This is a genomic window from Kosakonia oryzendophytica (assembly GCF_027886705.1).
Lineage (GTDB): Bacteria > Pseudomonadota > Gammaproteobacteria > Enterobacterales > Enterobacteriaceae > Kosakonia > Kosakonia oryzendophytica.
Map to the genome: position 1 here is coordinate 3,623,583 of NZ_CP115659.1, position 23,028 is coordinate 3,646,610.

Annotated in this window: 22 protein-coding genes; 11 read left to right on the plus strand and 11 right to left on the minus strand. The window is 54.8% G+C overall.

Translation table 11 applies throughout. The features are described from left to right. Nucleotides 1-233 precede the first annotated feature (233 nt). The 4 genes from dcuC (at nt 234) to uspG (ending at nt 3,657) form a co-directional block, all read left to right on the plus strand. Nucleotides 234-1,607: an anaerobic C4-dicarboxylate transporter DcuC gene (gene dcuC, locus O9K67_RS17605; protein WP_061499893.1), complete on the plus strand. Its 1,374-nt coding sequence runs from the start codon at nt 234-236 to the stop codon at nt 1,605-1,607. Nucleotides 1,608-1,700: 93 nt separating this feature from the next. After that, complete coding sequence (rna, locus tag O9K67_RS17610; protein WP_061494422.1) at nt 1,701-2,504, plus strand: ribonuclease I; 804 nt, start codon at nt 1,701-1,703, stop codon at nt 2,502-2,504. Nucleotides 2,505-2,668: 164 nt separating this feature from the next. Then, on the plus strand, nt 2,669-3,079 hold the full coding sequence (gene rnk / locus O9K67_RS17615; RefSeq protein ID WP_061494421.1) for a nucleoside diphosphate kinase regulator: 411 nt from the start codon (nt 2,669-2,671) through the stop codon (nt 3,077-3,079). A gap of 149 nt (nt 3,080-3,228) precedes the next feature. Next, entirely contained in the window at nt 3,229-3,657 is a 429-nt protein-coding gene (uspG, locus tag O9K67_RS17620; protein WP_061494420.1) for a universal stress protein UspG, read from the plus strand. A 96-nt stretch (nt 3,658-3,753) separates the two neighbouring features. Here uspG and ahpF read toward each other — a convergent pair whose 3' ends face one another. Next, the gene (gene ahpF / locus O9K67_RS17625; RefSeq protein WP_061494419.1) at nt 3,754-5,319 is read right to left on the minus strand and encodes an alkyl hydroperoxide reductase subunit F; all 1,566 of its coding nucleotides are present in this window, start codon (nt 5,317-5,319) and stop codon (nt 3,754-3,756) included. Nucleotides 5,320-5,563: 244 nt separating this feature from the next. Then, nucleotides 5,564-6,127, minus strand: coding sequence for an alkyl hydroperoxide reductase subunit C (gene ahpC / locus O9K67_RS17630; protein WP_061494418.1), 564 nt, complete (start codon nt 6,125-6,127; stop codon nt 5,564-5,566). Nucleotides 6,128-6,492: 365 nt separating this feature from the next. Between ahpC and dsbG the strand changes: the two genes are divergently transcribed. Then, entirely contained in the window at nt 6,493-7,239 is a 747-nt protein-coding gene (dsbG, locus tag O9K67_RS17635; RefSeq protein ID WP_061494417.1) for a thiol:disulfide interchange protein DsbG, read from the plus strand. A 30-nt stretch (nt 7,240-7,269) separates the two neighbouring features. Here dsbG and O9K67_RS17640 read toward each other — a convergent pair whose 3' ends face one another. After that, on the minus strand, nt 7,270-8,430 hold the full coding sequence (locus tag O9K67_RS17640; RefSeq protein WP_271044608.1) for a pyridoxal phosphate-dependent aminotransferase: 1,161 nt from the start codon (nt 8,428-8,430) through the stop codon (nt 7,270-7,272). Nucleotides 8,431-8,546: 116 nt separating this feature from the next. Between O9K67_RS17640 and O9K67_RS17645 the strand changes: the two genes are divergently transcribed. From O9K67_RS17645 to O9K67_RS17660, 4 genes are all read left to right on the plus strand, one after another. Next, nucleotides 8,547-9,161 carry a methylthioribulose 1-phosphate dehydratase gene (locus O9K67_RS17645; protein WP_061494415.1) on the plus strand — a complete coding sequence of 205 codons (615 nt, stop codon included), beginning with the start codon at nt 8,547-8,549 and terminating at the stop codon, nt 9,159-9,161. Beyond that, nucleotides 9,158-9,847, plus strand: a complete 690-nt coding sequence (mtnC, locus tag O9K67_RS17650; protein WP_061494414.1) for an acireductone synthase — start codon at nt 9,158-9,160, stop codon at nt 9,845-9,847. Before O9K67_RS17645 ends, mtnC begins: the two co-directional genes overlap by 4 nt. Next, nucleotides 9,844-10,386 (plus strand): 1,2-dihydroxy-3-keto-5-methylthiopentene dioxygenase, encoded by a 543-nt coding sequence (locus tag O9K67_RS17655; RefSeq protein WP_061494413.1) that lies wholly within the window; start codon nt 9,844-9,846, stop codon nt 10,384-10,386. Before mtnC ends, O9K67_RS17655 begins: the two co-directional genes overlap by 4 nt. Nucleotides 10,387-10,723: 337 nt before the next feature. Beyond that, on the plus strand, nt 10,724-11,296 hold the full coding sequence (locus O9K67_RS17660) for a DUF1349 domain-containing protein (RefSeq protein WP_061494412.1): 573 nt from the start codon (nt 10,724-10,726) through the stop codon (nt 11,294-11,296). Between the two features lie 48 nt (nt 11,297-11,344). On the opposite strand, the gene O9K67_RS17665 is transcribed toward O9K67_RS17660, so the two are convergent. After that, the gene (locus tag O9K67_RS17665) at nt 11,345-13,264 is read right to left on the minus strand and encodes a methyl-accepting chemotaxis protein (protein WP_061494411.1); all 1,920 of its coding nucleotides are present in this window, start codon (nt 13,262-13,264) and stop codon (nt 11,345-11,347) included. Nucleotides 13,265-13,732: 468 nt separating this feature from the next. On the opposite strand from O9K67_RS17665, the gene O9K67_RS17670 reads away from it, so the two are divergent. Next, nucleotides 13,733-15,274, plus strand: coding sequence for a methyl-accepting chemotaxis protein (locus O9K67_RS17670; RefSeq protein WP_061494410.1), 1,542 nt, complete (start codon nt 13,733-13,735; stop codon nt 15,272-15,274). 237 nt (nt 15,275-15,511) lie between these two features. On the opposite strand, the gene O9K67_RS17675 is transcribed toward O9K67_RS17670, so the two are convergent. Together O9K67_RS17675 and O9K67_RS17680 are read right to left on the minus strand one after the other, a co-directional pair. Continuing rightward, the gene (locus O9K67_RS17675; RefSeq protein WP_061494409.1) at nt 15,512-16,282 is read right to left on the minus strand and encodes a hypothetical protein; all 771 of its coding nucleotides are present in this window, start codon (nt 16,280-16,282) and stop codon (nt 15,512-15,514) included. 1 nt (nt 16,283) lies between these two features. Beyond that, nucleotides 16,284-16,481: a hypothetical protein gene (locus O9K67_RS17680; RefSeq protein WP_061494408.1), complete on the minus strand. Its 198-nt coding sequence runs from the start codon at nt 16,479-16,481 to the stop codon at nt 16,284-16,286. Between the two features lie 181 nt (nt 16,482-16,662). Between O9K67_RS17680 and leuA the strand changes: the two genes are divergently transcribed. Next, a complete protein-coding gene (leuA, locus tag O9K67_RS17685) occupies nt 16,663-18,333 on the plus strand; it encodes a 2-isopropylmalate synthase (protein ID WP_061494407.1) in 1,671 nt (556 codons plus the stop codon). On the opposite strand, the gene O9K67_RS17690 is transcribed toward leuA, so the two are convergent. The 5 genes from O9K67_RS17690 to O9K67_RS17710 form a co-directional block, all read right to left on the minus strand. Then, a complete protein-coding gene (locus O9K67_RS17690; protein ID WP_061494406.1) occupies nt 18,323-19,084 on the minus strand; it encodes an AraC family transcriptional regulator in 762 nt (253 codons plus the stop codon). The two genes, leuA and O9K67_RS17690, sit on opposite strands and share 11 nt — an antisense overlap. Nucleotides 19,085-19,241: 157 nt before the next feature. Next, on the minus strand, nt 19,242-19,937 hold the full coding sequence (araD, locus tag O9K67_RS17695; protein WP_061494405.1) for an L-ribulose-5-phosphate 4-epimerase: 696 nt from the start codon (nt 19,935-19,937) through the stop codon (nt 19,242-19,244). Beyond that, complete coding sequence (locus tag O9K67_RS17700; protein WP_061494404.1) at nt 19,931-20,791, minus strand: L-ribulose-5-phosphate 3-epimerase; 861 nt, start codon at nt 20,789-20,791, stop codon at nt 19,931-19,933. Before O9K67_RS17700 ends, araD begins: the two co-directional genes overlap by 7 nt. Then, nucleotides 20,791-21,447, minus strand: coding sequence for a 3-keto-L-gulonate-6-phosphate decarboxylase UlaD (gene ulaD, locus O9K67_RS17705; protein ID WP_061494403.1), 657 nt, complete (start codon nt 21,445-21,447; stop codon nt 20,791-20,793). Before ulaD ends, O9K67_RS17700 begins: the two co-directional genes overlap by 1 nt. Continuing rightward, complete coding sequence (locus O9K67_RS17710) at nt 21,444-22,949, minus strand: FGGY-family carbohydrate kinase (RefSeq protein WP_061494402.1); 1,506 nt, start codon at nt 22,947-22,949, stop codon at nt 21,444-21,446. The genes ulaD and O9K67_RS17710 overlap by 4 nt, the downstream gene beginning before the upstream one ends. Nucleotides 22,950-23,028 lie beyond the last annotated feature (79 nt).

A 23,028-nucleotide genomic window follows, 5' to 3' on the forward strand; every position in this document is an offset into this window, starting at 1 on the left:
AATCGTTAACCAGGTATTATCACCAGACAAACAAATTCGCTACCATCGTTATTGCCGATTATTTATCCCTGCTTTTTATTTTTCGGCTGAATAGCAATTTCACGCGATATTCCGCTTAAAGCGTCGCTTTGTTGATTTTAATCATCTACAGAAAAGACGTTATTCGGCACATTGCGACTCCTGTTTTTTTACTTACTTATCTTTTCAGGTCAACTTCCGGGGCCAATAACATGATTTCAACACTCATTGAACTGCTGATCGGCGTGGTGGTGATTGTCGGCGTCGCGCGCTACATCATCAAAGGGTATTCCGCCACCGGCGTGCTGTTTGTCGGCGGCCTGGCGTTATTAATCGTCAGTGCGTTAATGGGCCATAAAATATTGCCCGGCAGTGCCACCAGCACTGGTTACAGCGCCACCGATATTGTGGAATATGTGAAGATCCTGCTGATGAGTCGCGGTGGCGATCTTGGCATGATGATCATGATGCTGTGCGGGTTTGCCGCCTATATGACACATATCGGCGCGAACGATATGGTGGTGAAGCTGGCCTCTCGCCCGCTGCGTTTTATCAACTCCCCTTATTTACTGATGATTGCCGCCTACTTCGTCGCCTGCCTGATGTCGCTGGCAGTGTCGTCGGCAACCGGTCTGGGTGTTCTGCTCATGGCGACGCTGTTCCCGGTCATGGTGAACGTCGGGATCAGTCGCGGCGCAGCAGCAGCGATTTGCGCCTCTCCGGCCGCAATTATTCTCTCGCCAACCTCCGGCGACGTCGTGCTGGCAGCCAAAGCAGCGGAAATGCCGCTGGTGGATTTCGCCTTTAAAACCACACTGCCCATCTCCATTGCAGCGATTATCGCTATGGCGATTGCACACTTCTTCTGGCAACGTTACCTGGACAAGAAAGAGCACATCGTCAGCGAAATGCTGGATGTGAAAGATATCACCACCAATGCGCCGGTGTTCTACGCCATCCTGCCGTTTACGCCGATTATCGGCGTGTTGATTTTCGACGGCAAATGGGGGCCTGAACTGCACATCATTACTATTCTGGTGATCTGCATGTTGCTGGCGGCAGTGCTGGAATTCGTACGCGGCTTCAACACGCAGAAAGTCTTCTCCGGCCTGGAAGTGGCGTATCGCGGCATGGCGGATGCGTTTGCCGGTGTCGTCATGCTGCTGGTAGCGGCGGGCGTCTTTGCCCAAGGGCTGAGCACCATCGGCTTTATTCAGAGCCTGATCTCGATTGCCACCTCCTTCGGCTCCGCAAGCATTATTTTGATGCTGGTACTGGTGATCCTCACCATGCTGGCGGCAATGACCACCGGTTCCGGTAACGCGCCGTTTTATGCTTTTGTCGAGATGATCCCGAAACTGGCGCATGAGTCCGGCATTAACCCGGCGTATCTGTCCATTCCGATGCTGCAAGCGTCAAACCTGGGTCGTACCATCTCTCCGGTTTCCGGCGTCGTGGTAGCAGTCGCGGGCATGGCCAATATCTCACCGTTTGAAGTGGTAAAACGTACCTCTGTACCGGTGGCTGTCGGGCTGATAGTGGTGATTATTGCAACCGAAATCCTGGTTCCGGGTGTTGCGGTGCATTAAGCCTTCTGACTGATAAAAAAGCGCCAGCCTGGCGCTTTTTTTATGCTTTAATTATTTCCTGTAATCATCCAAATACATTCATCAGGAATTGAAATGTTCAGACAGGGACTCGCCGTCAGCCTTTGCGCTGCCGGGGTACTGTTCTCATGTGCCCACGCCGCGCCGCTTCAGCCCAAACAGTATGGGGATTATGATCGCTATGTCCTGGCGCTCTCCTGGCAAACCGGTTTTTGCCAGAGCCAGCATGTTAATGGGCGCAATGAGCCCGACGAATGCCGCCTGCAAAAAGAGTTGCCGCATAAAGTGGATTTTCTGACTGTTCATGGCCTGTGGCCCGGTTTACCCAAATCCATTGCCGCACGTGGGGTCGATGAAAACCGCTGGATGCGCTACGGGTGCGCCACCCGCCCCATTCCCAATATGCCGGAGGCCAAAGCCAGCCGGAAATGCGCCGCCGCTGAAACCGGCCTCTCCCTTGAAATGGCCAACAAACTGAATGATGTGATGCCAGGTGCAGGCGGCAACTCCTGCCTTGAACGTTACGAATATGCCAAACACGGGGTTTGCTTTGGCTTCGATCCGGATGACTATTTTGGTGCAATGGTCCGCCTGAATGCCGAAATCAAACAGAGCGCCCTTGGCGCTTTTCTGGCGGATAACTACGGCAAAACCGTTACCCGTGCGGCGTTCGATAGCGCGGTTACCCGTGCTTACGGCGGGCAGGCTGTGACAGCGGTAAAACTGACCTGCAGCGGCAACCCGGCATGGCTAACCGAAATGCAGATTGCCATCAAAGCCGATGCCATCAACGCGCCGTTATCAACAGCCTCGCTGCTACCACAGCCGCATCCCGGCAACTGTGGCGCACAGTTTGTCATCGACAAGGTGGGTTACTGATCCCGCTCATTTCCGGCAAATGTGCGCCGTGTCACTTCACAGTTTGCTACGCTGTCAGTATCATCCCCTGTAGACAAACCCTCGCTGCCCGTCGGCGAGGGTTTTTCTTTGGATCAATCGGGCGGCACTGCCGCTTAAACGACATGGAGTAACAGGAGTAACAGATGTCCAGACCTGCCATTATCATTAATGAGCGAGACGCCGAGCGCCTCGACCGACTGCTTGAGCAACCGGCTCACGCCAGCCTGCCGGTCGCGGATGCACTGAATGAAGAACTGGATCGTGCACAAATGTGTGCGCCGGAAGCCATGCCGCACGATGTGGTGACAATGAACAGTCGGGTGAAATTTCGCGAGCTGAAAAGCGGCGAAGAGCGTATCCGCACGCTGGTCTACCCGGCGCAAATGACCGACAGCGCCAGCCAGTTGTCAGTACTGGCCCCGGTGGGCGCGGCGTTGTTGGGCTTACGGGTTGGTGACACTATTCATTGGGCATTACCCGGTGGCGCCACAGCCGATCTCGAAGTGCTGGCGCTCCTTTACCAGCCCGAAGCCGCTGGCGATTTTATGCTCTGATCACGCCGCTGCTTTGTTTTGCAGAGGATGCGCTCGCATCCTCTTTCCGCCCTTTTCCTCTCCGTTTTTATATTTGCCAGCCAGGCAACAAAATATTTCTGCCCTTTATGCTTCAATCAGATGGACATAATCTACAGGGAGAAGCGTTTATGTATCAGACAATCATTATGCCGGTCGATGTTTTCGAAATGGAGTTAAGCGACAAAGCCGTGCGTCACGCTGAATTTCTCGCGCAGAGCGAAGGCGTTATTCATTTGCTGCATGTATTACCCGCCTCCGCCAGCCTGAGTCTGCACCGCTTCGCCGCCGATTTACGCCGTTTTGAAGAACATCTGCAACACGAAGCGCAAACGCGCCTCAGCACCATGATCACGCACTTTAATATCGATTCCTCACGTATTCATACCCATGTCCGTTTTGGTAACGTGCGCGATGTGCTGAATGAGTTAGCTGAAGAACTGCATGCCGATATGGTGGTGATTGCCTCGCGCAATCCGTCTATCTCCACGCACCTGCTCGGCTCCAACGCCGCCAATATTGTGCGCCACGCGCATATCCCGGTGCTGGTCGTCAGGTAGACCCGGTCAGACGCAAGCCACCGATGGCATAAAAAAGAGGCTACCCAAAGGTAGCCTCTTTTGTTTGCAGGTAATGTCTGACTTTCTTATTTATGATTACGCACTTTTTGTGCGAATGAGGTAGTCAAACGCGCTCAGCGACGCTTTAGCCCCCTCACCCGAAGCAATAATGATCTGTTTGTACGGCACTGTCGTGCAGTCACCGGCCGCAAACACACCTTTCACGCTGGTTTCACAACGGGTATCGATAATGATCTCACCCATGCGGTTGCGCTCAATTGCGCCTTCCAGCCAGGTGGTGTTCGGCAGCAGACCAATCTGCACAAAGATCCCCGCCAGCGCCACATGGTGCACATCACCACTGACACGATCGCGGTACTCAAGACCGGTCACTTTGCTGCCGTCACCTTTCACTTCGGTGGTCTGCGCATTCAGAACGATGTCGACATTTTTCAGGCTACGCAGCTTATTCTGCAACACCTGATCCGCTTTCATCTCTGGAGCGAACTCCAGCAACGTGACGTGCTCAACAATCCCGGCGAGATCGATAGCCGCTTCCACACCGGAGTTACCGCCGCCAATCACCGCCACGCGTTTACCTTTAAACAACGGGCCGTCGCAATGCGGGCAGTAGGTCACGCCTTTGGTGCGATATTGCTCTTCACCCGGTACGTTCATGTTGCGCCATTTCGCGCCGGTGGCAATGATGATGCTGCGTGCTTTCAGCACCGCGCCGGAGGCGGTTTCAATCTGATGCAGGCCGCCTTCAACCGCCGCGGGCGTCAGTTTGCTGGCACTCTGACTGTCAATCACGTCCACATCATACTCAGCCACATGCGCTTTCAACGCGCCAGCCAGTTTCTGACCTTCGGTTTTCGGAACCGAGATATAGTTTTCAATGTCGACCGTATCCAGCACCTGACCGCCGAAACGCTCGCCCATCAGACCGGTACGAATGCCTTTACGGGCCGAGTAGATTGCCGCCGCTGCGCCTGCCGGGCCGGAACCCACAATCAGCACATCGTAGGCATCGCGTTTATTCAGTTCTTCCGCCGCACGTTTCTCTGCACCGGTATCAATTTTGGCCACGATCTCCGCCAGCGTCATACGCCCCTGGCCAAACTCTTTGCCGTTCACAAACACCGCCGGAACACCCATCACGTTACGATCGGTGATTTCGTTCTGGAAAGTTCCGCCATCAATTGCCGTATGCGTGATACGCGGGTTCAGCACCGCCATCAGGTTCAGCGCCTGCACCACGTCCGGGCAGTTATGGCAGGAGAGCGAATAATAGGTTTCAAAGGCAAAATCCCCGTCGAGATCGCGGATCTGCTCAAGCAACGCCTGCGCCTCTTTTGACGGATGACCACCCGTCCACAGCAGCGCCAGCACCAGGGAGGTAAATTCATGACCCAGCGGCGAACCGGCAAAGCGTGGCCCTTGAGTAGAGCCAGGGTTAGTGATCAGGAATGACGGCTTACGCACCGCCAGGCTGTTGTCTTCTTTAAAGGAGACCTTGTCTGACAGTTCCGCGATTTCAGCCAGCAGTTCCTTGATTTCTGCCGATTTCGCGCTGTCATCCAGCGTAGCAATCAGCTCAACAGGTTTGGTCAGTTTCTCAAGGTAGGCCTTGAGTTGCGTTTTCATATTGGTGTCGAGCATCGTCATTCCCTCTCTTAAAACATCATCATGCAAGCCGAATCATGTAAGGCTGCATCAATGCAACTTGCATCATGGTGCTGAATAAAACGGGCACCCAAAAAGCACCCGTATGTGAGGCAAATTCCTCGTATTTCTTGTCACAGGAAGGCGGCAAGCTTATGAATCCCCCGGAGCTTACACCAGTAAGCGACCGGGGTGAGTAAGCGCAGCCAACACGCCTGTAGCATGAAAGACGCCGGAATTTTTAGATTTTACCAACCAGGTCCAGAGACGGAGCCAGCGTCGCATCGCCTTCTTTCCATTTTGCCGGGCACACTTCGCCTGGGTGAGAAGCAACATACTGTGCCGCTTTCACTTTACGCAGCAGGTCAGATGCGTCGCGGCCGATGCCTTCAGCGGTCACTTCGATAGCCTGAATGATGCCCTGCGGGTCAACGATAAAGGTACCGCGGTCAGCCAGACCTTCGTCTTCACGCATGTTTTCGAAGTTACGGGTCAGGGCACCTGTCGGGTCGCCGATCATCGCGTATTTGATTTTCGCGATGGTGTCAGAGCTGCTGTGCCATGCTTTGTGGGTAAAGTGGGTATCGGTGGAAACAGAGTATACGTCCACACCCAGTTTCTGCAGTTCGTCGTAGTGATCTGCCACGTCGCCCAGTTCGGTCGGGCATACGAAGGTGAAGTCAGCCGGGTAGAAGAAGAAGACGCTCCAGCGGCCTTCGGTATCTTTCTCGGTTACTTCGATGAACTCACCGTTTTTGAACGCCTGGTTTTTAAAAGGTTTAATCTTGGTATTAATTAAGGACATCTCTACTTCCTCCGTGTTTTCGTTGGGGTGTAAGTTAACGAACTTTATGTGACAGGGCTAATGCGTTTGCATTATCAAATCAATAAGCGTTAGCTAACAACCCGCAATAAGCAACCTTGAGAGCGATCAATTTGCCAAACGTAAAAAGGCCACCGCGACGGGTGGCCTCGATACCTGAAATACCCGTGGGTGCTTCAGCGCCAGCAAGCTGGCAATGTGTTGCGCTCATAACCAAAGGTCATCAAGCCAATCGATTAGACCATCCCCGGCGACCCGCGACAATGCCAGCCGGGCGGGGTCTTATCTATGGCTGCGATAGGTCTACCCTAAGTTGAATTTTACCCATTGATTTTATAAGGATTTTTATGTTCAAGCGTCTGTTAATGCTGACATTGCTCCCGCTCACCCTGCACGCGGAAGAGCTGCCCGCGCCGGTAAAAGCCATTGAAAAGCAAGGCATCACCATTATCAAATCCTTTGACGCGCCTGGTGGCATGAAAGGTTATCTTGGCAAATACCAGGACATGGGGGTCACCATTTACCTGACGCCAGACGGCAAACACGCCATCTCGGGATATATGTATGACGAAGCAGGCAGCAACCTGAGCGAAAAACTGATTGCTAAAGAGATCTACGCGCCTGCCGGGCGCGCGCTGTGGCAACAGATGGAAAAAGCCGACTGGATCCTGGACGGTAAAAAAGAGGCGCCGCGGGTGGTGTATGTGTTTGCCGATCCTTACTGCCCCTATTGCAAGCAGTTCTGGCAGCAGGCACGCCCGTGGGTAGAGTCCGGCAAAGTGCAGATCCGAACCCTGCTGGTCGGCGTGATCAAACCGGAAAGCCCGGCGGCGGCCGCCGCCATTCTGAGCGCGAAAGATCCGGCGAAAAGCTGGCATGACTATGAGCAATCCAACGGCAAAATGGCGCTAACCTTGCCCAAATCCGTCCCGCCGGAAATGATGAAAAAACTGAACAGCAACCAGAAAATCATGGACGATCTCGGCGCAAACGCCACGCCTGCGATCTACTACATGAATGAAGATAATGTGTTGCAGCAGGAAGTCGGGCTGCCAGATGCTGAAAAACTGAAAACCATCATGGGCGACAAATAACGGCGACGCAGAGCGCGCCGCCGAAGAGAGTTACAGTTTACACAGGCGCTCTGCCGCTGCCAGCAGCGTCGATTCCTGTTTTGCAAAGCACAGACGAATAAGCTTATGCGGGAAGGGATCGGCGCAGAACACCGACAGCGGGATAGCCGCCACACCCACCTCTTTTGTCAGCCACTGGCAGAAGCTCACGTCGTCGAGATCGGAAATAGCGCTGTAATCCGCCAGCAGGAAATAGGTGCCTTCACAGGGCAAAATCTCCAGCTTGCTGTTGCTCAGCGCGTTGACCAGGACATCGCGGCGAGCGCGGTAAAAGGCCGGGAATTCACGATAATGCTCGGGCGCTGCACGCAACATGTCCGCCAGCGCCAGCTGTGCCGGCGTATTGACAGAAAACGTCAGATATTGATGCACCTTACGCAGCTCCGCGCTGATAGCGGCCGGTGCCACGCAGTAACCCACTTTCCAGCCGGTCATATGATAAGTCTTACCAAATGAGGATACCGCCACCGCCCGCTCACGCAGTTGCGGGTGCGCCAGCACGCTGGCATGGCCCTCTTCGGCAAAGCAGATATGTTCGTAGACTTCATCGCTGATGACATAAATTTCACGATCGGCAATCGCCTGCCACAGCGCAGCGAAATCCGCACTGCGCCACACCGTTGCCGACGGGTTGTGCGGTGTGTTGAGGATCACCAGCCGCGTACGATCGCTCAGCAACGCGGCAAATGCCTGCCAGTCGACGCGAAAGTGCGGCGGCTGCAACGCGATGCGCTTCAGTACGCCACCGGAAAGTTCCACTGCGGGCGCATAGCTGTCGTAACTGGGATCAAAGCAGATAACTTCATCACCCTGACGCACCAGTGCCGTAATGGCCGCATACAATGCTTCCGTCGCCCCAGCAGTCACCGTGATGTCGCTATTCACATCCGGTTTATGACCGTACAGCGCTTCGGTTTTATCGGCAATGGCTTCGCGCAACGCCTGCACGCCTGTCATCGGCGCGTACTGATTCGCCCCCTGCGCTACGTGGTGCGCCAGCCGCTCCTGCAAATAGCGCGGGCCGTCGAAATCCGGGAAGCCTTGCGACAGGTTGATCGCCTGATGCTGCTGCGCCAGCGCGCTCATTTGCGTGAAGATGGTGGTGCCAAGTGCGGGAAGTTTACTCTCAGGAATCAGTGGGTTATTGCTCATCGTTGCGTGCCTGCTTGTAATACTCATGTTGCTGCCACTATAACACGATGTTAGTATTTGGCAATCAAGACGCTTAGACGTCTATACGATAACAATATTCCTGATAAGGAAGGGTGATGACAGACAACCTGCAACTCCATGAACTCGTTTCCGCCTGTCACTGGCTGGGCGCGAAAGGCTGGGCACCAGCCACCGGCGGCAATATGTCGGTGCGCCAGGACGCCGACTGGTGCTGGCTGAGCGAATCCGGTAAAGACAAAGGCAACCTGACCAGCGCAGACTTTTTGCAGGTTTCCATTGCCGACAATCATGCGCCTTCCGGCCGTAAACCCTCAGCGGAAACCGGGTTGCATACCCTGATTTATCGTCTCTACCCGAAAGCCCATGCAGTGCTGCATGTACATACCGTCAACGCGACAGTGCTCTCCCGCGTAGAGAAATCCGCCACACTGCAACTCAATGGTTATGAGATGCAAAAATGCCTGCGCGGGCAGACCAGCCATCTGGACACCGTGCCGATGGCGATTTTCGATAACGATCAAGATATCGACGCGCTGGCAAAACGCATTGAAGACTATGCGCAAACACACCCGTTACCGTATGGTTTTCTGCTACGCGGTCACGGGCTGACCTGCTGGGGGCGCAATGTCGCCGAAGCGCGCCGCCATCTGGAAGGGCTGGAATTTTTATTTGAATGCGAACTGCAGCGCCGCCTGCTGGAGAGACTATGATCCGCGCTATCGTTACCGATATTGAAGGCACCACCAGTGATATCCGCTTTGTGCATAACGTATTGTTTCCTTACGCCCGTGAGCGTCTGGTCGCATTTGTCACTGCAGAGCAGTATAAAGAGCCGGTCAGCACCATCCTGAACAATCTGCGCGACGAAGTGGCGCAACCGGATGCCAGCGCAGCCGAACTTATTGATGTGCTGTTTGCTTTTATGGATGAAGACCGCAAGTCGACGGCGCTCAAAGCGTTGCAGGGGATCATCTGGCGCGACGGCTACGTCAACGGCGATTTTACCGGTCACCTTTACCCGGACGTGCTGCCGCAGCTTGAAAAATGGAAGGCGCAGGGCATTGATCTGTATGTATATTCCTCTGGCTCCGTTGCTGCGCAAAAACTGTTATTTGGCTACAGCGACGAAGGTGATATTACTCATCTGTTCAGCGGTTACTTCGATACGCTGGTGGGTGCGAAGCGGGAGGTGCAATCCTACCGTAACATTGCCACGCAGCTTGGGCTGCCGCCCTCGTCCATTCTGTTCCTGTCAGATATTCACCAGGAGCTGGACGCCGCCGAAGAAGCCGGTTTTCGCACCATACAACTGATTCGCGGTGATGATGACGCAGCCAGCCATCATCATCAGGTTCCCTCTTTCAGCAACATTAAGCCGGAGCAGATACCGTCATGAGCGCCCTGACGATTTACACCGATACCGATGCCAGCACGCCGGTGTGGCACAGCACAGAAGCGAGCGAAATCCAGCAGCAGCTGAACGCTAAAGGCGTGCGATTTGAACGCTGGCAAGCAGACCGCGACCTGGGCGCGGATCCCACGCCGGAGACGGTGATCACCGCTTACCAGCACGCTATCGACACACTGGTGGCGGAAAAAGGCTACCAGAGCTGGGATGTAATCAGCCTGCGCGCCGATAACCCGCAAAAAGAGGCGCTGCGCGCAAAGTTCCTTAATGAGCACACCCACGGCGAAGACGAAGTGCGCTTCTTTGTGGAAGGCGCGGGTTTGTTCTGCCTGCATATCGGCCACGAGGTTTACCAGGTGCTGTGCGAGAAAAACGATCTTATCTCCGTGCCCGCAGGCACCCCGCACTGGTTTGATATGGGTTCAGAGCCGAACTTCACTGCAATCCGGATTTTTGATAACCCCGAAGGGTGGATAGCGCAGTTTACCGGCGACGCGATAGCGAACCAGTATCCTCGCCTGGCGTAACAGGATCTTCACCGCCAGGAAAAATCAGCGAATAGCGGAAACAAAAAAACCATCTTAACGATGGTTTTTTTGTATTTTCATTTGTGGGGGTCGGCTTGCATCTTTTCATGCGTTGCATACAAAGTGCCGTTGGGCAAATACGGCAACGATCCCTGGTCGTCAGGTCACAGGTATTCAGTAACGTTATTCCACCTCATCACGCCTGGTATGTGTTGATACACCTTTCTATAACTCAGCACAGGATGTTCGCCGGGAACGACATACTGGAATTTTCCATCATAACCATGCTAAACCCTGAGTACGCTTTTCAACGTTCAGCGCGAAACAGGAGAGCACTGTGCAGGACGATTTTTACTGGATCAACACGCCGCGTGTCTGGCACAAAACGCCGGGCGGGCTCAGCGTCGTGACCGATGGCAATACCGATTTCTGGCAAACCACCTGGTACGGGTTTGAGCGCTTCAGCGGGCACGGTTTTGTACGCGACGTAACGGGGGATTTCACCTTTCAGGTGCGGATACAGGCTAACTTCTCTGCGCTGTACGACCAGGCGGGCATTCTGCTGGTGGCCGACAAACAGCACTGGCTGAAAGCCGGGATCGAGTTTAACGACGGCGCACCGGCGATAGGCAGCGTGTTAACACACGGGCAGTCAGACTGGGCGACCGGTATTTTTCCTAGCGATGCGGGTGACTTCTGGCTGCGACTGAGCCGCAAAGGTGATGCCCTCAGACTGCAATACTCCACCGACGGTCAGGAGTGGCCGCTGTTGCGGCTCTGCCCTTTTGCGCACACGCAATGTGCCGTCGGCGTGATGTGCTGCACCCCCGAACGCGAAGGTCTGGAGGTGCGTTTTACCGATATCACCTTAACGCCGTTGCTGGAAAAGGACCTTCACGATCTCTCCTGAGCAACAGGGCGTGACGTGGTCAGCCGCGCAGGCTGACCACAGCCTGACTCAGAACGTTTCCCAGTTCCCTTCGCCAGCCGGAGCCGCCGTTTGAGTCACAGGCTGAGCGGTAACGGTGCGTGTTTTATGCACTTTACTTTCTCCTTCATGACCCAGTTTAAACAGGGAAATCAACCGGCTTAACTGGCCGGATTGTTGCTCAAGCGAGCCTGCGGCGGCGGAAGATTCCTGTACCAGCGCGGCGTTTTGCTGGGTGGTGGTGTCCAGTTCGCTCATCGCTTTACTGATCTGATCAATACCGCGGCTTTGCTCGTCCGAAGCATGGGAAATTTCAGTCATGATGCCGCTTACGCCCTCCACGGAAGAGACAATCTCTTTCATGGTTTCTCCGGCTTTGTTCACCATTTCTGAGCCAGAACTGACCCTCGCGACCGACTCCTGGATCAACTCTTCAATCTCTTTTGCAGCCTGCGCGCTGCGTTGGGCAAGGCTTCTGACTTCTCCTGCCACCACGGCGAACCCCCGCCCCTGCTCTCCGGCGCGAGCCGCTTCCACCGCCGCATTCAGGGCAAGGATATTGGTCTGGAAGGAGATACCGTTGATCACGGTGATGATGTCTTTAATTTTATTGGAGCTTTCGGTGATGTTATCCATCGTGTGCACCACGTCCGACACCAGCTTGCCGCCGCTCTGCGCATTTTTCGCCGCCGTCTGCGCGAGATTACTGGCTTCGCGGGCGTTATCCGCATTGCGTTTTACGGTGGAGGTCAGCTCTTCCATACTGGCGGCGGTTTCAACGACCGCCGCCGATTGTTCCTCCGTACGGGAGGCGAGATCGGTGTTGCCAGCAGCAATTTGCGAAGATGCTGATGCCACGCTGACCACCGATTCTTTGATTTGTGAGATCAGATCGCGCAGTTTCTGGTTCATGGCCGCCATTGCTGAGCTCAGGCGCCCCAACTCATCGGTGGATTCCGCTTCAATAACGGCCGTGAGATCGCCCTGGGCAATGCTTTCCGCCAGTGTCAGGTTGTAACGGATCTGCCGTGTCATCTGCCGGGTGATCAGCCATGCCGTGACCAGACCAACCAGCACGGCGCAGACGGTGACCACCAGCAAAATGTAAATCACATTGCCAATGGAGGCATTGCTCTTCTCAGTCTGCATTTTCGCCAGACTATGGGTGACAGTGTTGAGCTTATCCGCAACGCCCGAGAGCGCATCCGACGCTTTCTGCGCTTTTGCCAGCGCGGCAAAGTAGGCATCAATCTGGTGATCCAGGTTCTGCAACTGGTTATGCACGTCATCCACCATCACCGTATCTGCCGTCCCTTCCCCCTGTTTTATCAGGGCGTGGAGCGCATTGGCATTTTGCAGCGCCTCAGAGAACTGGCTCTTATCTTCTTTGCCGCGAGAGGCGACAATACCGTCGGCATCTGCCTGCAGCGCCGCCAGTAACATCATGTAATTGACATCGTTTTTCTGTGGAGCCGCACTGCCTTTTATCGCATCGCTGTATTCGGTGAACACCGGGTGATTCAGCGCTGCCAGAACCTGTTTCGCTTGTTCCGTCGCGGCATTTTCATCAGCCACCAGGTTGTTACGTAACTGCACATAGTGCGGAAGCGTGGATTTCAGCTCTTCAAACAACAGTCCGGTGTCATGCTCCCAGATAAGGTTGCCGCCCTGCTCAATACCGGCAGACATTTTTTCGATAGCGGCATGGTTAGCCTCCATCGTTTTTTGATCATGATTCAGTTGAAAAACAAGGCGATTTCGTCTGGCGGTATTCAGATCCTCACTAATCTGGGTCACCAGTCGCGCTTTATCCGAGTGATCACGGATCACCGACAGTTGATAAACACTGACTACAGAAGAAAGAATGATAATGGCGAGCAAAACAGAAAAACCGCCAAATAGCTTTGCCGCTACGGAGAGATTTTTGAACATAGTAATCTGACGTGCCATCTGTTTACTCCTTAACGCCCTGTATGAGAATGATGACAACAGAAAAATGCCGAAAACACCGGGTTAGCCTGCTTAGTATTATCAGGCTAATCTCTGGTGCGGCGACATTAATGCTGTGTATTTGATGCTTTATCTACTATCGGCAAGCCGCGCTTTTTTAATTAGTCAAAAAACGCATTAAAAAATAATAGTTATGTTTTTCCCTGTTAAATAATAACTACGATCACATTTTATTTTATATGATATATCAAGGTGGCTCACACCTCCTTGCTGGAATATATTATATACAATCACTCAATAACAAAAATTACGTTACCCATTGTATTAAAACCCTATTTTAGCGACACTGCTTATTATTATGGTTTGGATCAAAAAATATTCTTTTTTTACGTAAACAGCCGTGAAGATTTTAGTTAGGACGCCGATAAAAAAAAGGACTCCTCTCTATGGAATGTTTCTGAGGCCATTATGACCATCCTGAAGAAATTGTTATTTGTTTTTTTAATCACGTTTGTTGCAATAATCATCCTTGGCGGCCTGAGCATACGGGCTTTAGATAAAGCGCAGGAACGTTTTGATTATGTTGTAGATAATACTCTACCCAGCGTGAGTAAAATCAGTGAAGCGCTCCAGCACCGAGAAGAAGCCAGACGGCAAATTCTGATGTCATTGCTGGTTAATGATGAAAACGTGTTTACCAAGCATATTACCCAGGCAAAAGATGAACTGGGGAAAACACGTGCCATTCTCGATTATTACAAAACCAATCTGATCAGCGATAAAACGGATGGCGAGTTGCAGCAAAAAGCCAGCGACTCATTTGATGAATACGCCCAAAAAGTGGATGCGTTGATTACCGCCTACCACAGCGACGGGGGCATTGAAGCTGCCCGAAAAATGGTCTCCGATGGCGGGATCACGGCAACGGCTTCCGTGGCACTCAGCGCCAATTTAAATGGCATGCTCAAATATAACTATGATCTCGCTAAAGAATATGCACAAAACAACCATCAGCAATATATCAGTACCTTCTGGCTACTGGTTGGCACCATTATTGGTTTAGTGGCGCTGGTAGCCGTTTTCGCAACGTCTATTCTTAGCTATCTGAATAAAGGTTTAAAAAGCCTGCAGACCAGTATGGGAACAATCAGTAATACCCTGGATTTAACCGTAAAAGTGGATCTGCATAAAAAAGATGAACTTGGTGCAACCGCAGAGAGTTTTAATAACCTGATGGATAAAATCCGCCAGGTGCTGGCAAGCGTAAAAGAAGCCAGCAACGAAGTGGATATTGCCGCCAGTGAAATCGCCAAGAGTAACGATGATCTCTCTTCCCGCACGGAATCCCAGGCCTCGTCACTGGAACAGACCGCTGCCAGCATGAATGAGCTGTCGGTGACGGTAAAACACAATATGGACAATGCCCAGGAAGCCAATACGTTTATTGGGCGCGTTCAGTCCATGGTCAATGAAAGCCATCGGGAATTGAGTTCGCTGCAAAAATCCATTGACGATATTTCTGCTTCATCGGCGAAAATCTCTGAAATTACTGACATTATCGACGGCATTGCTTTCCAGACCAACATCCTCGCGCTGAACGCGGCGGTGGAAGCGGCCCGCGCCGGGGAACAAGGCAAAGGCTTTGCGGTGGTGGCCGGAGAGGTGCGTTCCCTGTCGCAGCGCTCGTCCGTGGCCGCACGGGATATTCGCGGGTTAATCGATGAAGCGATCAAAAATGTGGATCAGGGAGTCAGTTATGCGGCGAACGTCACCACCCGTATGAACGACGCATTGGGCGCAGTCGATGAAACCACGGTGCTTATCAACCAGGTCAATAACTCCTCCACCGAGCAGAGTCACGGCATTGAGCAGGTGAATATCGCCGTCAGCCAGATGGAGGGGAATTTGCAGCAGAACGCCGCGATGGTGGAAGAGATGGCCACGGCCGCAAACTCTCTGAGTCACCAGGCCGGGAAACTGCTCAACGATGTGAATGCATTTAAATTGTAGCCACAGAGCCGGGTGTTTCGCGCATCCGGCTTACACCTTCGCCCCACGTCGGCACAGCACCATCAGCCCCAGCGTGCCAGGACTTAACCCGATAAACACAACATCCAGAGAAGTGGCCATTCTGTTCTCCTTCGTTCTTGCCCTCTGCAATGGCACTCCCCTACTCGCTTATCCAGGCGCTGTACGGGATAAATACCGCCACGTGGAGAAACCCGCCGCTGAAGAAGTACAACCGGCTCATCCCGTTGGGGTGAGTCGATTGATCCCCATTGCCATCACCTGCGCCGGATCGAACAGCGATAAGCTCTCCACCTGCGACAGCAGCAGCACTTTGCGAAAATCCAACGCGGAGCGCGGTCCCGACGTTAAATCAATGTCGTGCGACGCGTACCAGGCGCTGTAATTATGCTCAACATGCAGATCGAGCGTATTGTCATCCCGGTAGCCGCTCAGCATCGGGATCAGTACGATGTTATTGGCATCACCGCTATCAAACGTTGCGGTATGGATCATGCCAATGTAAATGCGCTGCGACTTGAGCGTTATCCAGGCCAGGTCGCCCTTTTCCATACACTGATAAATCAGCCCTTCAACCCCATTTGCCCGCGACAGATGTTTATACAGCTCCCGTCGGCCATGGCTATCGAGACGCGCACTGCCAGACCAGTTGGAGCGCCAGAGGCAAAAGATGACGGCGAACGCAAGCATGATCACCACCGGTGCCTGGATGCCTAAAAAGCTCCAGTTCATAAAGCTCATGTGCAGATGGTAGTGCTCCGCGTCAAAAAATGAAGGCAGTGCATTCATCACCGTAGAGGCGATCAGCAGACCGAGCCATAGCAACGCCGTAGCCAGCATCCCCTGTAAGACAAAGACGCAACCATACAACGCGACCAGAAAATAGACATCCCAGCCAAAGCTGCGTTTGAATTTGAAACGCGTCGTCAGATCGTGGGAGGTATACCAGTAGCCACACACCATCAACACCATAAAGATCGCTGTTCCCATTTTACGCCCTCTTTAGTGCGTCAACGTGGCGTTTGAAATCCTCCTGTACCCGCTGGCAACGGATATTGACCGAGGTGTTACCGTCAGCATCAACGAGAATACGATCGCCATCTTCAATGGCATCCTGGATCTCACCATGGCTCATCACCTGCAATAACCGGTCTGGACTGGCGAATAAGGAATACAACATTTTTTTCATCACTGACCTCCGCAGCCAAGTATAGAAATCCACGACCGGCTATGCGGAATTTTAACCTTTTTCTTACTGACGCAGCGGCGGGCCTGCCGGTTGTCACTTTTAAGCAATAAGTTGTCATCTGCGCGTGCGCACGCCAATGGTTCTCTGTGGAAACTGGGGAAAAAACCGACGGAGAGCCAGGATGTTAACGACCCCCAGTGACAAATATAAACCGCACACGCCAGTGAAACTCAGCGACCGCCGCTGGCCGGACAACACCCTCACACACGCACCGCGTTGGTTGTCCACTGACCTGCGGGACGGCAACCAGGCACTCGCCGAACCCATGGATGCGGCACGTAAACTGACGTTCTGGGATTTACTGCTCGCCTGCGGGTTTAAAGAAATTGAGGTCGCCTTCCCGTCCGCATCGCAAACCGATTTCAATTTTGTGCGCCAGCTAATTGAGGAACAGCGCATCCCTGACGATGTCACTATTCAGGTCTTAACGCAGGCGCGGGAAGACTTAATTGCCCGCACCTTTGAATCGTTGCAGGGCGCGCACCGCGCCACGGTGCATTTATACAATGCCACAGCGCCCGTGTTTCGCGAGCAGGTCTTCCGCCAGAGCCGTGAAGAGATTGTCATGCTGGCCGTCAACGCGGCAAAACAGATCCGCCGCCAGTGTGAAGAGGCAACAGGCACCGCGTGGGTGTTTCAATACTCACCGGAAACCTTCTGTTTTACCGAAGCCGAATTTGCGCTGGAGATTTGCGAAGCAGTAGCCGATGTCTGGGATCCCTCCCCCCTGCGGCCGATGATCATCAACCTGCCCGCCACAGTCGAAGTCAACACACCGAATGTGTACGCCGATCAGATTGAGCACTTTTGCCGCCATTTCTCCCGCCGGGAACAGGTCTGCATCAGCGTGCATACGCATAACGATCGTGGCACGGGCATTGCCAGCGCGGAACTGGCGTTGCTGGCTGGCGCTGAGCGCGTAGAAGGATGCCTGTTTGGCAATGGCGAGCGCACCGGGAATGCGGACCTGGTGACACTGGCGCTGAACCTCTATACCCAGGGCATCGCCCCGCAGCTCGATTTCAGCGAAATGAAAAAAGTGGTAGAGATCGTCGAAGCGTGCAACCAGCTCCCTGTGGCACCACGCCATCCTTACGCCGGAGAACTGGTATTTACGGCGTTTTCCGGTTCGCATCAGGATGCCATCAAAAAAGGGTTCGCCGCCCGCCAACTTGCTCCGGCCTCGTACTGGGAAGTGCCCTACCTGCCACTCGATCCGGCAGACGTAGGTTGCAGCTACGAGGCAGTGATCCGCGTGAACAGTCAGTCTGGCAAAAGCGGTGCGGCATGGTTGCTGGAACAGAACCATGGCCTGAGTCTGCCACGTAAACTGCAACAGGCCTTCAGCCAGCAGGTACAGCATGAAGCCGATCGCGCAGGAAAAGAGATGTCGCAAATGGCCATCTGGAACCTGTTCCGCCAGCGTTACGGCCTGGTGGATCAGCCCACTCTGCAACTGATTGAGTACACCTGCACTAACCAGCCGGGGCAAGAGACCGCCCTGTTGGCGGAACTCCGCTACGATGGCAAAGCACTGAAATTCGGTGCGACCGGCAACGGTTTTCTTTCCGCCGCCATCACCGCGCTGTGCCGAAACCTGAACATGGAGATCAACATTGAGAGCTATCACGAGCATACGCTGGGGAAACACAGCGACAGCCGCTCAGTCGCCTATGTCTGCTGCGAAAATAAAAAAGGCGACCGCGCCTGGGGCGTGAGCATTGATAGCGACATAACCCGCGCCTCATTGCAGGCGTTGCTGAACGCTGCAGGGCAGTTTATTACGGCGTAAAGTAATCGCCGGGCGGAACCCCCATCACCCGGCGAAACATGGCGCTAAAGGCGCTGGGATTCGCATAGCCGGAGTCCAGCGCCACCTGCGTAACCGGCTCACCTCTGGCCAGTCGTGTCAGCGCCCCCAGTAATCGCGCGCGCCGCACCCATTCGCTGAACTGTAACCCGGTTTGTTGGTAGAAATGACGCGACAGCGTTCGCCCACTCATACTCACCTGGCGGGCAGCATTTTCCAGCGTCCACGCTCCGGCGGGCGTTGCACGCACCGCATCGCACAGCTGTTTTAAACGGGGTGATGAGGGTTCCGGTAAACAAAACGGCAGCGTGTTCATCAGGCGGATTTCATCGAGGATCAGTTCATAAATACGCTCCGCCCGCGTCCCGGCCTGATACGCCGCAGGCAGCTCCAGGGCGTTCACGATCAGCGCCCGCAATAACTCGCTGATCCGCACCACCTGGCAGATAACCGGCAGATCGGCGCGCGCCAGCGGCTGCACAAATACGCCCCGCGCCTGCACGTCGCCGTCAATATGCAGGGCATGCAAAACGTGCGCAGGGATCCAGACACCCCGGGTTGGCGGCACCACCCACGTCCCCTGCGCGGTTTCAACGCGGATCACCCCGCTCAGGGTATGAATCAGTTGATCGCAAGGGTGCGTGTGCCACGGCTCATGCTCGCCATGTCGGTAGTCATGGGCATAAGGGATCAGAGAACGGTGGGAGAAATCCAAAACGAAAGTCTGTTTCACGGCGCGCCTGTAGAAGTCATTGGCAGGGTCATCCTACCTTAAACAGCGCCGCGTTTTCTGTCATCCGTTGTCTGCATCGCCGGAAAGCGGCAGGCCGAATCACAGACACACGTACAGGCCCGATAAGCCTTACGCCACCGGGCACCGTGCAGAAAACTTACTGCCCGTAGTAGGCGTTTGAACCGTGCTTGCGCAAGTAGTGTTTATCCAGTAACGGTTGCTGCATATCTGGCAGTTGCGGTGCAAGCTGGCGGGAGAAAAGCCCCATATACGCGCACTCTTCCAGCACCACCGCGTTATGCACCGCGTCGGCAGCGTTCTTGCCCCACGCGAACGGGCCGTGGGAATGCACCAGCACCGCCGGGATCTGCATCGGGTCGATATCGCGCTGCTCGAAGGTTTTAATGATCACCTCGCCGGTCTGATACTCATACTCACCGTTGATCTCCTCGTCGGTCATCAAGCGGGTGCAGGGGATCGCACCGTAGAAGTAATCCGCGTGGGTAGTTCCCCACGCGGGCAGATCCAGCCCGGCCTGCGACCAGATGGTGGCATGGCGAGAATGGGTATGCACAATGCCGCCAATTTGCGGAAAACGGCGATACAGCGCCAGGTGCGTTGGCGTGTCGGATGACGGCTTTTTATTGCCTTCCACCACCCTACCGCTGGCGATCTCCACCACCACCATATCCTCTGCGGTCATCACGTCGTACTCCACGCCGGAGGGTTTGATCACCATCCGTGTGCCGCTCTCATCCACCGCGCTGACGTTACCCCAGGTAAAAGTCACCAGATGATGGGCGGGCAGCGCCAGGTTGGCGGCCAGCACCTCGGCTTTCAGTTGCGCTAACATACCAATCCTCCTTCCTGCATACGGGCTTCGATCCAGCGGCGGGCCTGAATAATTTCCAGCACCGGCTCTTTGGCTTTTTCGGTCCACATTTCAATTAAAAACGCGCCGCGGTAGTTCAGTTGGTGCAGCGTACGGAACACGCCGACAAAATCGACGCAGCCTTCACCAAACGGCACATCACGGAACTGGCCGGGGCTCTTTTCCGTCACCGGCTGGGTATCTTTCAGATGAATAGCGGCAATGCGGTTGATACCCAGCGCCAGTTCAGCAGGCACATCATTACCCCAGGCCGTCAGGTTGCCCACATCCGGGTAGACGCTAAACCACGGCGAGGCGAGCATGTCGTCCCACTTTTTCCATTTGCTGATAGAGTTCATAAAGGCGGTATCCATAATCTCGACCGCCAGCATCACCTGCGCGGCGGCGGCCTGTTCCACCGCCCACGCCAGCCCATCGGCAAAACGCTGTTGTGTGCCCGCGTCATGCTCTTCGTAGTAAACGTCGTACCCGGCCAGTTGAATGGTGCGGATCCCCAGATCCCGCGCCAGACGGATAGCTTTTGTCATAATGTCCCGCGCCCGTTCACGCACGCGTTCATCGCGGCTGCCAAACGGAAAACGGCGGTGCGCCGATAAGCACATCGACGGAATAGACACTCCGGTTTCCAGCATCGCTTCCACCAGCGATGCCCGCTGTGTGGTGCTCCACTCCAGTCGCGAAAGCCGCTCATCGCTCTCATCAACAGACATTTCAACAAAATCGAAACCGCAGCTTTTCGCCAGCACCAGCCTTTCCGGCCAGCTCAGATCTTTCGCCAGCGCTTTTTCATAAATGCCCAACGGATGTGTACGCATTACTTCTCTCCCCAGATGGCATCAATGTGCTGATGAAACGCGCGGGCAATCTGCTGTGGGTTCGCCGCGCCGGATAGCGCGCGCCCGGCGATAAAGGCTTTCACGTTAATGTCCTTAAACAGCGGCAGATCCTCAGGCGTCAGCCCGCCGGTGACCGACAGTTCGAGACCGATATCAGAAAGCGCTTTCATCCGCGCCAGATCCGCATCGCCCCACTGCTGGCCGCTGGCCTGCGCATCACGACCACGGTGGTAAATCGCCTGGCGCACCCCCACGCGATACCAGTCGCGGGCATCCTCGAAAGTCCAGTTGCCAAACAGCTCAATCTGAATGTCACCGTGGTGCGCTTGCGCAACCGCATGGCCTTTTTCGATAGTCGCCAGTGGCGCAGCGCAGATAATGGTCATCCAGTTCGCGCCCGCCCCAAGCGCCTGCTGTGCCAGCGTTTCCCCGGCGTCGGCGACTTTCCAGTCCGCAACGATGATCTTCTCCGGACACTGAGCGCGCAGTGCGCGTACGGCGTTTACCCCTTCGCACAGGCACAAAATGGTGCCGGCTTCGATGATGTCGACATGATCCTGTAACAGCGCCACATCGCGTTGCGCGGCGTCGAGTCGGGTATGGTCGAGCGCCAGTTGCAGTAATGGTCGGCTCATAACGTCTGCTCCTTAATGCGGGCGTGAAAGCCCTGTAGTGCTTCAATCAAAATCTGGTAACGCGCGTATTTGCGCTGATAAGCGGCGTGGGCGGTCATGTCCGGTGTCAGGGTACGAATGTCATGCTTTAAAGCCTGCTGCGCGTGGTGAAAGTCGCGGTACTCGCCGGTACCGACAAGGGCGGCAAGCGCCGCACCGAAACAGCCTGTCTCTTCCACCTGTGGCAGTTCGACGGGCAGTCCACTGACATCCGCCAGCATCTGCATCCACACATCGGAGTGCGCCGGACCGCCAGTGACGCGCAGTGCTTTAACGTGGGTAAAGCGTGCCAGCATGCGGTTAAGGTGCGTCATATGGCAGAACACCACCCCTTCGTAGACGGCCTGTAAAAGGTGCGCGCGGGTGTGCAGCGCCTGCATGCCGTAAAAACCGCTGGTCATCTCCAGACCCGCGTTGCTGCCATACAAAAACGGCAGGAAAAATAGCTCACTGCCCGCTTTTGGCAACGAGGCGACGGCGCGGTTTATCTCCTCAAACGACATGTCGCCCCACTGTGTGGTCAGCCACTCGAGGTTACCGGACGAGGTCGGGCTGGCTTCGTGCACAATGTACTGACCGTCGTTAACGTAGCGCCCGTAGACATAGGGGTGGGCTTCGTTGTCGCGAATGCCATCCGCAATGCCGCTGGCCACGGCCCAGGTCCCCATTACCGCATTCAGCCGCTGTTCATCTTGCAGCCCGGCGCAGATCGCGGTGGAAACCACATCAAACAGACCGCCAACGACGGGCGTACCCGCCGCGAGACCGGTTATGGCGGCTGCCTGAGCGGTGATTTCCCCGCAGATGTCTGCTGAGCCCACAATCGGCGGCAACGCCGCATCAATTTCGCCAATCCCCAGCCACTGCGACAGACGCGCGTCGTAGCAACCTTGGGACATGTTGTAGAGGTTGGATTCCGAGATATTGCTCTCTTCACAGCCTTTGACGCCGGTCAGACACCAGCGCAAATAGTCGTGCCCCATCAGTACGCAGCCAATCTGCGCATAACGCTGTGGCTCGTTCTCTTTCAGCCAGCGCAGCAACGAGACCGGGTGACCTGTCCACAACGTCTGGCGGGTCAGCGGATAGAGCCGTTGTGGAATGCCATCCTGCTGCCAACGCTTCACTACATCCAGCGCCCGGCGGTCGGACGAGAGCATCGCATTGCCCAGCGGCTGATCGTTTTTATCCAGCAAAAACAGCCCCTTGCCCTGTGCAGAAATGCCCACGCCGCGAATGCGTTCGCCGGAGGTGTGGGTGCGTTGCAGCAAACGGGAAAGGGTCTGGGCGCAGACCGTCCACAACGCGTGCATATCGCGTTCGGCATACCCGGGTTGCGGGCTGAGCGTCTTCAGAGACTGGCGTTCAATACCGTGCTCCCTGCCCTGGCTGTCATACAAACCGGCTTTCAGATAAGTACCGCCACAATCGATACCCAGCCAGAAGGTCTCTTTCTCACTCATCGTCGTGCTCTCGTTTTTATTGCCGGATGGCGTCGGCCTTATCCGGCTTACAGAATCGGTCATTCTTTTGCCCGGTCAG